This window comes from Bythopirellula polymerisocia, assembly GCF_007860015.1.
Classification (GTDB): domain Bacteria; phylum Planctomycetota; class Planctomycetia; order Pirellulales; family Lacipirellulaceae; genus Bythopirellula; species Bythopirellula polymerisocia.
In genome coordinates this window covers 640,402-652,053 of sequence record NZ_SJPS01000003.1, presented here as the reverse complement: position 1 = coordinate 652,053, position 11,652 = coordinate 640,402, and the positions used below count along the sequence as shown (strand labels likewise).

9 protein-coding genes are annotated in these 11,652 nt (G+C 53.1%); 2 read left to right on the top strand and 7 right to left on the bottom strand.

Features of this window, described 5'->3' with window-relative positions; all coding sequences use genetic code 11:
- Positions 1–131 precede the first annotated feature (131 nt).
- From Pla144_RS12125 to Pla144_RS12095, 7 genes are all read right to left on the bottom strand, one after another.
- Positions 132–602 (bottom strand): carboxypeptidase-like regulatory domain-containing protein, encoded by a 471-nt coding sequence (locus Pla144_RS12125; RefSeq protein WP_146450931.1) that lies wholly within the window; start codon positions 600–602, stop codon positions 132–134.
- Positions 599–1,246, bottom strand: coding sequence for a hypothetical protein (locus Pla144_RS12120; protein ID WP_146450930.1), 648 nt, complete (start codon positions 1,244–1,246; stop codon positions 599–601). Before Pla144_RS12120 ends, Pla144_RS12125 begins: the two co-directional genes overlap by 4 nt.
- A gap of 27 nt (positions 1,247–1,273) precedes the next feature.
- Positions 1,274–2,323 carry a DUF1559 domain-containing protein gene (locus Pla144_RS12115; RefSeq protein WP_146450929.1) on the bottom strand — a complete coding sequence of 350 codons (1,050 nt, stop codon included), beginning with the start codon at positions 2,321–2,323 and terminating at the stop codon, positions 1,274–1,276.
- Between the two features lie 195 nt (positions 2,324–2,518).
- The gene (locus Pla144_RS12110; RefSeq protein WP_197530623.1) at positions 2,519–3,511 is read right to left on the bottom strand and encodes a PEP-CTERM sorting domain-containing protein; all 993 of its coding nucleotides are present in this window, start codon (positions 3,509–3,511) and stop codon (positions 2,519–2,521) included.
- Between the two features lie 225 nt (positions 3,512–3,736).
- Positions 3,737–5,581: a FecR domain-containing protein gene (locus Pla144_RS12105; protein WP_146450927.1), complete on the bottom strand. Its 1,845-nt coding sequence runs from the start codon at positions 5,579–5,581 to the stop codon at positions 3,737–3,739.
- Entirely contained in the window at positions 5,578–6,156 is a 579-nt protein-coding gene (locus Pla144_RS12100; RefSeq protein WP_197530622.1) for a sigma-70 family RNA polymerase sigma factor, read from the bottom strand. The genes Pla144_RS12105 and Pla144_RS12100 overlap by 4 nt, the downstream gene beginning before the upstream one ends.
- Before the next feature lie 268 nt (positions 6,157–6,424).
- Positions 6,425–8,671, bottom strand: a complete 2,247-nt coding sequence (locus tag Pla144_RS12095) for an amino acid permease (RefSeq protein ID WP_146450925.1) — start codon at positions 8,669–8,671, stop codon at positions 6,425–6,427.
- A gap of 254 nt (positions 8,672–8,925) precedes the next feature.
- Here Pla144_RS12095 and Pla144_RS12090 point away from each other — a divergent pair, with 254 nt between their 5' ends.
- Both Pla144_RS12090 and Pla144_RS12085 read left to right on the top strand, forming a co-directional pair.
- Positions 8,926–10,746: a Na+/H+ antiporter NhaC family protein gene (locus Pla144_RS12090; RefSeq protein ID WP_146450924.1), complete on the top strand. Its 1,821-nt coding sequence runs from the start codon at positions 8,926–8,928 to the stop codon at positions 10,744–10,746.
- Positions 10,747–10,933: 187 nt separating this feature from the next.
- Complete coding sequence (locus Pla144_RS12085) at positions 10,934–11,641, top strand: cyclic nucleotide-binding domain-containing protein (protein ID WP_197530621.1); 708 nt, start codon at positions 10,934–10,936, stop codon at positions 11,639–11,641.
- Positions 11,642–11,652 lie beyond the last annotated feature (11 nt).

The following is an 11,652-nucleotide window of genomic DNA, read 5'->3' as shown; positions in this document are numbered from 1 at the left end:
GACAAGCTGGGGAGAAGATTTCGAACTTCGGTAGAGTGCTTTAATCTGTTCATCAGAAGGTATTAGTACGTGCGGTTGAATCCTTGAGTGCGCAGAATCCGTCAGTTGAGGGGTATTAATCCGCGAAAATCTTACCTCCGACGAGGTTTTGGCTCTTGCCAACCGGAGGGAGGGTCAGATGTCAGTGGAAGGTCGATCGTGTTGGAACCGGATTCGATAGTGAAGCTAAGGCCTGAAGTAGTAGGCGAGCGATACCATCTGGGGGTGATGGGTTTTCCTGCTGGGGGAGGACCTCCATCCTTGCCCTCTACTTGAGGGATTTCGTTCGCCACGACCGTCAGCAAGTATTGCCCCGAGGGGATGCCCTCTTCGCGACCCGTCATCACAGTGTAGTGACCTGAGTCATCAATTTGACCGTAAGAAGCTGGTCCAGGATTCTCTGGATTGAATGCCACGGTCCCTCGGGGTAGAGGATTGCCATCGAGTGTCACAGTTCCCGATACGCTCGCATCATAAAGTCCGCCACACCCGGTCAACAGGATCGCGCAAAGAGCGATAGCAATGAGCAATCCTATTGGAGAACTATTCTTTGGCTTCTTCACAGTGATTTCGTCTCCTCGGAAGCCTTCTCTGATTTTGGTGTATCTTCAGATATTGGTTGCTTTGAGTTATCGCTCTTGCGATTTGATGAGGCTTCTTTTTGATCTTCTTCTTTCAATTCTTCACTAATAACATTGTCTCCATTTGAGCTGCTATCGGATGCAGTCTCAGATGGAGCATCACTTGCCGCACCTTCGAGTTTTAAAACAAATACATTTCGTCCCGGCTTGACACCAAACTCCAAACCAGAAGTTTGTTTATCTGCATACTTGAGGGCAGTCAGTCGAGGCCCGGCCAGTGGAGGGCCACCCTCAGCAGACGCAGCCCCTTCGACAGGATCCCCCATGACCATGACCGTAGCTACATAGTCACCAGCCTGAATCTTTGCTGAATCAGGCTTCGTCGGATTACCCAATCCAGTTCGCAAAGAATAGCTGCCATCTGAATGGATCTGACCGATTGCCACCGGACCATCTGGCTGAGGAAAAAAGGTCACCGTTCCGTGGGTTGCCAGCACCCCATCAATCGTGACAGTCCCTTGCACTATTGCATTGCCGGAGGGATTTGTGTTGTCACAACCCGCGCATGCTAGGATCAGATTAATTGAGAGTAGGCGCCAGGTTGTATTCGAGACCGAGTTGTTCATGTTTTGTTACAGTTCGAAAGGAATCCGTTAATTCGACAAAGAGACAACTTCGCCACCGTCGCGAGTTGCCAGGCCTCGGTAAGTTCTTCCATCAATGGACTCTTGGATGAAATGCACCGAACCGTCGGCCATCACAAACTGCGCTCCCCCCGGGTGGAGGCTCTTGAACCCACGCATATCGAACCAGTCGACGTTTTTGATGTCCTCAGGTGAAGTACCCAGACGAAAGAAATTCAGCGGAACTCCAGCGGATGCCCAGCTACCATCAGCAAAGTACGCTGCAGAATGATAGTCTTGGTCTACGACTGATTCACCGACCATGATGGTATTACTCGTACCATCGGTGATGGACTTTAGTTCAACAGGATTGAAATAATTCCCCCTCCATATCAATCCATTGCATTCCACGGTATTGTGACAATCCGGTCCTGAACCGAAACCGGGAAACCCTGTGTATTGACTGGCGTTCACATCCCCCTTGTGATTTCCATCAGTTACAGCTGTATCACCGATGCAACCTTTGTAGCTGGTAGTTGCAGTGAGTCGGTTTGGCCAGTGCCATTGCTGATCACTTGGAACAGCGGAAGCATCCGAAGGACACGTAATAATTGGCAACTGCTTCGTCATCAATTCACTCAAGACAGGTTTGCCCATTCCATTCCCAAAGGGTCCATTGATTCCAAAGCCGCCTTTGTTGTTTGAGTTGATAGTCTCATACATTGCACCCTGTTCAATCTGAGGCAAGATATCCACAATCCAACCTTTACCGTTGTATCCAGGGCCGCCATTGCTTTCAGCCATCTTACCATTTGTTGGACCAATCCACGTGCCGTTGATATCAACGTCCTCCTGCCAACGACTAATGCTCACTGGTAAGTGTTTCGCTGTGTCATTGAAATTGATACAAGCCAAACCAATGTTCTTTAAATTATTCGCGCAGCTCATCCGCCGCGCCGCTTCGCGCGCTGCTTGCACCGCTGGCAACAAGAGTGCCACCAGGACCCCGATGATGGCGATCACCACCAAGAGTTCTACGAGGGTAAAGCCGGTTTGCCTGCGAGAGCGATGTGCATTCATAACGAGTTTCCTTTGGAATTCGTTCAAGAGTCCATTTTTGAAAAGGCTGGCAAACGCCGCCCGCACGCCCTGCCGGGGGAGCAAGGGTGTGCGAGGACGGCGATTGACCAACAAACAAGGATTCAATAGTTGCGAGTTGTGAGTTACGGGTAGCGAGTTGCTCACTCGAATCTCGAAACTCGTGGCTCGTAACTCCTAACTTCTGCGGCCGCGTCCGAGGACGAGACCAAACATTGCCAAGCCAACCAAGGCCATTGAGGTGGGTTCGGGGACCACTCGGATGCTGAAGAACTGATCGCCAGCTAAATTGGCAAAGTTAATGCCACTTAGATTCCCGGTAAAACCACCGTTTCCATCTCCTCCTAGATTTCCTGTGCCCGTGGCGACTCCGTTCATAAGATCCTGTGGTAGACCGGCCAACACCTGATTGGAGTGGAAGTTGTTGTCACCATTGCCATAGACGGCATGGATCTTAATCAAGTCGCCAAAAACGGGACTGCCGATGTCGGAAAGAGCAACAGAAAATTCAAAGCCTGTAGCCACGGCAGCTGCTGCGACTGGATCTGAAGCAGCTGTACCCCCTGTGACGCCAAGGACATTCGTGTTATTGAAACCGAATTCTAATGGTGAACTTAAATAGGATGTAGTTCCATTGCCATTTCCAAATGCCGAACCGCTCTGGATCCCTGTCCCTGAACCAACAGTCGCGGCACCAAAGTCTCCGGCACAATTGTTGGTGCAGGTGCCGCCTGCGCGATCGACGATGTCAACTTCAAATGCTCCACCACCCCACCGACCGAAAACATGGTAGTCAGCCTCAAAGCCGGCATCGAAAGTCAAACCACCAAAGTTTTGACTTACTCCACCATCGTAATTCGGGAGATTCGACAATACGTTTTCACCACCTGGCTTGGAGTCAATAAAAACAGTTGCTTTATTGAAGTTGGCTCCAACATTGCCAGTCAGCATCACATAAAGTCGGCCACCACTTATCGTGGCGTAACCTGCATCGAGTTCCCCCTCGTTGCTGAATCCGTTCGGGTCCATATTATCGCCGAATTGAGTCTGCAAAGTTTGAACAGCTAGTGCTGAGCCATAGGCCGCATCGCGAGTGCCGTCCACTGTTGGAGCAGCGGATGCAGGTGCGGCCATCGAACAAACAATGGCCAAACAAAGAAGTCGTCTCATTACTCCACCTCCGGGGGTTCTCCCCAAAAAAAGAAAACAATCAACAAGAAAGTTGGGTAGCACGGCATACTCAGTTTTCTGAGCAAGCCGAGAATACGTCACTTCACCGAAATAGTTACACTCTTCCATTGTTCTCACAATCACTGCCAATGGCAACGAATTTTGTCACTCTCATAGGGGAATCTACTTGAAAAGTTAGCGAATGTCTTGCATTAAGTTAATTGATTAGTAGCCGGAAAAAAGGGTCGCCAAGCCCATGCGACCATAATTCTGCCCCGTCCACCTCGTTAGCACTCCAGGCTGCCGATGTTCTTGCTGTAACTGCACCATGCCCTGGCGTTGCAGCCCACGCTTGCCACCCCACCGTCCTGTGACAGCCAAGTAATGGGTTCCGACGTGAATTTCGTCGATCTCGTGAATCTTACTGCCGTGGAAGCTGGCGATGCCGATGCGATCAAAGGCAAAGTTGCCATGCAGCTCCGCATCGACAATCGAGGCTTGTTCGTCCCGCAGCGACTCGGGATTGCGATACACCTCCACGACATCGTGGTTCTCGACGCCAAAGGTGATCTTAACTACGTAAAGGTTTGCCTCGGTGTCTTCGACGCCCAATGTCGGGAAATTGCCCGCCCCATATACGTTGTAGTTAGAGGTGGCACCGTAGAGAGTATCCTCGGCACCATTGCCAATCGAGAGCACACGATTGACGTTGCCATCGGCACGATGCAGCTCAAGACCGTAAAACTCAGCTGAGGAATCAGAGACTTTCGAGACGCGCTGGATAAAGCTGATGTAAACTCGTTTGCCATCGCGCCCGACGAGGCGGACACTATCCTGATCTTCGACCAAGCCCGCTGCATCGAACACGCTGCCAATGGAAGTTGCCAACGTGCGACGGATACGATTTTGCTGTGCCGTCTGCACCGCCCTATTGCCCATCGGGACGATTCCCTTGGATGTCAGGCTTCCAACGGCAACACCATTGGAGTCCGGCCCGGCCTTGCTATCAGCGGCGATACCAAACCAGGGTCCCGCCCAACCATAGCCGCCATTCTGGGCATCGAGTGGACCTGCGGGATAATCAAACCCCTCGTAGGCCAATAAGCCATCTCGCGGGCCGGTGGTTGGTTCCAGGCTGCACACAAAGGCCGCCTTGTCGGCAGGGAATTCCGCCACGGTTGTGGAAACCGGATTCACTCGAGCTGCTTCTGAAGCATTGAGTTCCAACCGCCGCAGAGCCTTGCCCGTGGAGTCCAAGATATCGGCCCTTACCGCACCATTAAAAACATGTAACTCGGCCGCCCCCGATTGTCGGGCCATCAACCCAAACTCGGTACCAGCATCGAAAATATCAAGGTTCCGCGTATGGACTCGAAACCCGTGTGACTGGGCAGGAACGACTGCCGCCATGCGTCCTTCTTCAAGTCGGACTTCATGCGGTGCCTTCACCAGGAATCGGGCTGGGCTCTCGAGCAAGACGGTTGCCCCGTCATTGAACGTGATTTCAGCCAGCCCTTCTATGAGTTCGAGTTCTTGCCCTGCAACAAGCTCCGAGCCGTATCCAATCGGGTGAGTCTCTTCGTGTCGCCATAGACTGTTTTGAGTACCAGTAATTCGCGCAACCACTTGTGCGGAGGCAACCGCGACTTGAGAATCGGTGCTCTTCAGCAGAGAAATCAATCCCAAGGTAGTCGCACTGGAGAACAAGGCGATTCCAAAAAGCGTTGCCGCCACTGCCCACGACGGCAACTTCCGCCAGAAAGAGGCGATTCCACTACGTCCCGTCGAAACGGCAGAACTGCTAGAAAAGTTTGCTAGGTCGTGAGCCGCTGTTGTTATCGAAGCATCCGCCGAAGTCATGTCTTGGTCGGCAAGCGTTATTCCTTCGGCAGTAAGGGAAGCATCCAATTCCAAGTAGTCGATGTACACGGCGCGGGCTGAAGCGTTCTCGGTGAGCAGGTCTTGCAGCCACGGTTCGTCGAGCGCATTAAGCTGGCCATTGCACAAGTCCCCCAGGACTTGCAATAGCCTCTGCTTGTCAGCGTTCGATAGGTCCTTATCACCAATCATGTCAAGCCTTCAGATACCAATGTTCGATTGATGCATTCATACAATACGCGTCGAATCCGATTCAGAGCTTTGTAGACGGTATTTTCTGGTCGGCCCAGTTTTTGGGCGGTTGCCTTAAAGTTAACCTTATCTTCTTCGTAACACTGCTGGACCAGCGAGCGATCCGAAGGTGACAACTTTGATAAACAACGCCTGAGCGCATCGCGGCGGCAATCAAACAGGTCTACTCTCTCTACGGCCTCGGATGCCAACAAATCAAATGCCACTTCGTTGACCTGAAAGCCGACACGCTTGCTTTGGCGGCGGAATCTACGCACTTGATTGTGTGCAATGACCGCCACCCATTTCACGAAATCGGTTCCAAGTTCAAATTTCTCATACTCGCGCCACAAAATAACACAGACTTCCTGAAAAACCTCTTCAGCATGGGCCGTGTTTCCAAGTAGCGTCACTAAATACGCGTACAACCAACGATCATGCTTGGCAAACAACCGCGCAAACGCATCACGCCGGCGGTCAGCCGGGGTCGCTATATTCTCGTTCGTATGATCGAATTCGGGCTGGCTGTCTGGCACGTATACAGTTCCCACTTAGAAAAGTTCGCCTCAGTATATAGGTAAGGCGCCGGGCCGCATTATCTGGTATCGAGAATCAGAAAAAAACTCCCCTCGGTTTTCAGGCATTCTCGCAATATTGTTCGCAACCCTATTTCCTGCAAGGCTTTAGGGCCGATTTCACCGGTTCATCTAAGGAGGTTTTTTTAGCCGCAGCGAGCTTGCGACCGGTATGAAGGAACTGATACCCAGCGAAATTAAGGTGGGATAGGACCCAGCCCCTTGGGAGCTACGAATCTAGCTCCATCCCACCAGCGCTATCCACGAAGAGCACTCGGGGAAGTTCACCGACCATGGTTTCCATTCGACAGTAGAAGTCAGCCTCTTCGCCCTCCGCGGGGGCTTCAAATCCCAGCAGTACGACGGCGGCATTCGCTGAGGTCGATTGGATTACCTGGGGGATATTTTCGGCGACTTGCACGACGGGCTCGACGCGAATCCGTGAAGTGGCAGCCAGTTGTATGATGTGCTCGCGGACTTCATCGACTGCATCTTCATGGGGCACGATTCGTAGAACTCGGATCGTCTTATGCCGCCAATCGGGGTTCTGCTGCAACATATGCGCCAGGAGCATCATCAAGGCGCCATTCTTCATTCCACGCCACCAGACATCGATTGTCCCTTCGGGGATCTCCCACGCCTCGGCCAGCATCGCTTCTCGATCTTCGGCGGCGTGTTGGCCATCGGGAACTTCCTCATCTAATAGCAGTCGCGCACAGATCACGCTGCGCTGTAGCCTGGCCAGCAACCGCAACGTTGCACAGAACGCCTCGGACTTGGTTTCCGTCTTGGGCCAGCCAATGAGGACTGTATTGGGCTTGAGTCCACCGATACCATGACACTGTACAAGCGCTTCGATGCCATCGGAAAGATAGGTACCGACCACCACAGCCGAGAAGGCTTGCAGCTCTTCTTTTTCAATGAACTTGCGTAGAGCGCGTTCGTAGCTATCACGCCGTTCGGCATGGTCTTCAACGTCTCCACAAACTACCTGAGCGAGGGTTAGGACGCCGTGCCCTGAGGTGAGCCATTCGCCATAGATCGCCAGGTGTGGCCGGTTCCAGGCGCTGCTCGACAAGGCGAGCACCACTGGCCGCCAGTTCTTGGGGTGGTAAGCAGTATCTTCGAGCCGCAGTAGTGCCCGTCTGGCGCGCTCGAAGGCAACGCCACCCTGCAGATCTCCCCACCGCGCTTCAATCTCGCGATACTGGATCGAGCCATAAATTGCGGCCATCACCACGATCGAGCTCAATGCCACAGCCCAGTTGATGAGCAACATGACCCCGAGACACCCTATCGCACCCAACAGCGATAGGGACCAGTGGCAATACCGAAATGTCGGGCGATAGCTGGGATTCTTGGTGACTGCTTCGTAGAAGGTGGCCAGGTTCAGCAGACCGTAGGTAATCATGAAAAACATAGTGATAATCGGGGCGATAGCATTGAGATCACCCAAGAGCACACAGCACTGGGCAATCACAAATGTCAGCACTGTGGCCCGCCGTGGTTCGTTCGACTTGCCACTGGCCGCCCCGAAGAAATTAAACCACGGGAAGATCTCGTCGCGGGCAAAGGCCTGCATGATTCGTGGCGCACCCATCATCGAACCCAAGGCACTTGAAAGCGTCGCTGCAAACACACCAGCCGTTATGAGCATAGGCCAGCGGGAGACTGCACGAACAATCAGATTATTGGTTATCAGTTCTTCGTGGGTACTAACCCCCGCCAACAGAAAAGCTTGGGAAAGATAGACAACGGCCGTGACGGCCACCGCAGCCAATGTACCTCGGGGAATTGAGTGTGCCGGGTTCTTCAGATCGCCCGACATATTGGCCCCCGCCATGATGCCTGTGACCGCGGGGAAGAAGAGGGCAAAGATCGTAAAGAAATTCTCTCCCTCGGTATAGTGGGGCAAGAGGTTCTCTTTGAGAACGCTCAAGGAAAAGCTGTTGGCTGTTCCCACATAGAACGAGACCAAGGCAGCCCCCAGCACGGCGAGAATTCCATACTGCACCTTGATCGTCCATCCTGCACCAATGTAGACACATGCAAAGGTTACGATGTTGACAAAGGTCGCAATGGCCAACGATTTTTCCGTGAGTGAAGGAAACGTGCTCACTAGGGCCTCGGTAAATCCGATGACATACATGGCTACCGAGATGGCTTGTGCAAGAAAGAAGACTATGCCAATCGCCCCGCCGAATTCTACCCCGAGGCTACGGCTGATGATGTAGTAAGCACCTCCGCCGCGGACCCGCGTATTAGAGGCGATAGCAGATAGCGAGAGGCTCGTGAGCGTGGTGATTACTTTCGACGCGAGGACAATGGCTATCGCAGAGTAGAATCCTGCTTGTCCGACCACCTGGCCAAACCGCAGGAACATAATGACGCCCAAGATCGTGAGCGTGCACGGGGTGAAAACACCTCCAAACGCCCCGAATTTCTTTTCCTGGCCGTCGGACTCCACTGCCGGCATGTATTATTCCTTGCAAAAGAGTTGATACATCGCGAATGAACAATGCAGATCGTAGCGGCTGATACCCACCGGTTACAATGCTGGTTGGAAAGTTTGTCCGCTCACCCCTGGCACTTCGGGGAGAGGTCAGCGAGAGCTTTCCCGTGGATTCCTCTGGCGGGGCGTTGCCAATGGGCTTCCGGGTTCTCAGATAAAGATTAAGATGAGCTGCTGTCGTTCGTAATCTAAATCACTATTCCAGGAAGCTAACGCCGATGTCGTGGGGAGCTAGCCAATTCAAGAGCCCGGCTTTGTGGGTTTTCCTCCTGGCATTTGTCGCTGCCATCATCGTTGGCGTTCGCACACCACCAACCTGGACGGTCGAACAAACCCCTCTGAAGGTCGAGACCGATGGCCTCGGTAACCAGTTTGTCGTACTCGGTGGTGAACAGGTTGGCGTCGAGACCGATAACCTTGGTAACCAGTTTGTCGTACTCGGTGGTAAACAGGTTGGCGTTGATATGGCTATTCCATTGGCTGATTCACCGCTAACAGTCAAAAAGTTGTTGGCTTTGCATAGAGAAGGAGGCACGCCGAAGTCGGTCCAGCAGTTCGTCTATGAACAACCTCAAGCAGGGGGAGATCAGGAGAAACAATACTTTCAGCAGTTCGCCTATCGGCATTGGGGATTCTGGTCCTTCTTGCCAGCTCTGACGGCAATCGTTCTCTGTTGGATGACAAAGGAGCCAATTTCGTCACTATCAGCGGGAATCGTTGTCGGCGCGATGCTGATTGGCGAGTTTAATGTTTTGGACTCAGTGCTCATTCCCTCGATTGGTACTCCCACGGCAGCCACGATTCTTGTCTTATATCTTTGGCTACTGGGAGGGCTGATGGGAATCTGGGCCACGACAGGCGCCTCGGAGGCATTTGCAGATTACATGGCGGCCCACTTCGTCCGCGGACCTCGCACCGCCAAGCTCGTGGCCTGGATGCTGGGTGTCGTCTTCTTTCAGGGAGGCACGATCAGTGCCGTGCTGGTCGGCACGACAGTCCGCCCGCTTGCTGACGAGGAAAAAGTCTCTCATGAGGAACTTTCGCTTATCGTCGATGCCACCTCGTCGCCGATTGCCATTCTGTTAGCCTTCAATGCCTGGCCAATCTACGTGCAGGCGTTCATGGGTGTCGTGGGAGTCTCCTATCTGGCAACCGAGACGGATCGGGTCGCTTTTTTCTTCCAATCCATTCCCTTGAGCTTCTACGCGATCTTCTCTGTCCTGTTTACTTTTCTGATCGCAATTGAAAAGCATCCTTTCATGCCGAGGAAGCTCAAGGCCGCTCGCCAACGAGCCAGAGAGACAGGTGAACTGAATTCCCCCACCGCCGAGCCCTTGGCAGGAGATGATCCAGGATACAAATTCGTCCCGATTGGTTACCCCCCCCATATCTTGGATTTCGTCTTGCCTTTGATTACCTTGCTGGGGGTCGCGGTGGGTACTTATTACTTCTACGGTTCACCCAAAGTTCTCTGGGCTTTCGGTGCTGCGCTAATGCTTGCGGCTGTGATGGCTTGGCTCAAAGGAATGAATCTCCGCCAGATTATCACGGCCATTTTAGAGGGGCAGAAGGGCGTCATCCTCGGCAGTGTGATCCTGCTTTTGGCAATTACTATTGGCCAACTCTCGCAGGATGTTGGCGGGGGACGCTATCTAGTTTCGCTGTTGGGGGCACTCCAGTGGCATTGGCTGCTGCCCGGCACTGCGTTCTTGATCGCCGTGGTGATTGCCTTCTCCACGGGCACCAGTTGGGCGACTTTTGCAGTGACGTTGCCACTGGTACTTCCTTTGGCGCACGCGGTTTCAATCAACCTGAATCTCGCTCACCCGGAGTTGTTCATGTCAATCTGTTTTGCCGCGTGCCTCAACGGTGGGGTGTTTGGTGACCAATGTTCTCCGATTTCCGACACCACGATTCTCAGCTCGATGTGTACTGGGGCGGATCTGATGGATCACGTTACGACTCAAATCCCTGTCGCTTTGCAAGCCGCCTTCCTGGCAGTAGTTGGCTGGACAGCCTTAGCGTTTTTTGCTGTCTGACGACTTTTACTGGTTTAGTCTCATCGAACAAAGCAGCTCTACTTCACCGAATTACAACGCCTCCCCTGGGAATTCCGGCTCTGGACGGGTAATAATGGGTGCCGACTGTTGCGCCGTCAGTCCCGCCTACGCAGCGGGATAGGGGTTTTTCGCGGCAGCTGAGTCGTTAGTTTGCAAGGGAATGACCATGTCCGTTATCAATTTTCTCCATTTGGGAAACATCCTCTACCTGGTCGCATATTCGATCCGCGATGTCCTCTGGCTCCGGATTCTGATGGTGGCGGCCATGTTTTGCCTCTTGCCGTACTACTACTGTTGTAGTGCGACTCCGTTGTACGAGCCGATCGCTTGGCAGTCGCTCTTCATCACGGTGAACTTGATCCAAATCGCGCTCTTGATCATGGAACGTCGTCCCGTCTTTCTGGGTGAAGAGGAGTTGCGACTCTATCGCACGGTCTTCCGGGGGCTTAAGCCGCGTGAGTTCACCAAGCTATTGTCGATTGCCGAATGGAAGAAAGCGAAGGAAGGCGAAGTCTTGATGCAGCAGGATCAGCCCGTGGCAGCGCTCATGCTCATCGCCAACGGGCGGGGAAGGGTAGAGGTCGATGGTCGGTCCGTGGCCGAAGTGGTCTCGCATCAGTTCGTCGGAGAAATGGGATTTCTCACCGAGCAACTCGCCAGCGCTCGTGTGGTCACGAGCATCCCGACCGAGTATCTCTCCTGGCCTGTTGATAAGTTACGGGTATTGTTCCACAATTCACCCCAACTGCACATGAAAGTGCAGGGGATCCTCGGCGCCGACGTCGTCGACAAACTCCGAAAGGAAGGTCTCATCGCCGCCCATCCATCAAAGGTTATGGAAACGTATCAGAAACGGGGCGGGCGCGGTGATTGAAATCGCGCTCC

Excerpts from the sequence above, each read along its gene's own strand:
- Pla144_RS12085 (WP_197530621.1), top strand. The coding sequence starts at position 10,934 with ATGTCCGTTATCAATTTTCTCCATTTGGGAAACATCCTCTACCTGGTC.
- Pla144_RS12110 (WP_197530623.1), bottom strand. The coding sequence starts at position 3,511 with ATGAGACGACTTCTTTGTTTGGCCATTGTTTGTTCGATGGCCGCACCT.
- Pla144_RS12095 (WP_146450925.1), bottom strand. The coding sequence starts at position 8,671 with ATGCCGGCAGTGGAGTCCGACGGCCAGGAAAAGAAATTCGGGGCGTTT.
- Pla144_RS12120 (WP_146450930.1), bottom strand. The coding sequence starts at position 1,246 with ATGAACAACTCGGTCTCGAATACAACCTGGCGCCTACTCTCAATTAAT.
- Pla144_RS12105 (WP_146450927.1), bottom strand. The coding sequence starts at position 5,581 with ATGATTGGTGATAAGGACCTATCGAACGCTGACAAGCAGAGGCTATTG.
- Pla144_RS12115 (WP_146450929.1), bottom strand. The coding sequence starts at position 2,323 with ATGAATGCACATCGCTCTCGCAGGCAAACCGGCTTTACCCTCGTAGAA.
- Pla144_RS12090 (WP_146450924.1), top strand. The coding sequence starts at position 8,926 with ATGTCGTGGGGAGCTAGCCAATTCAAGAGCCCGGCTTTGTGGGTTTTC.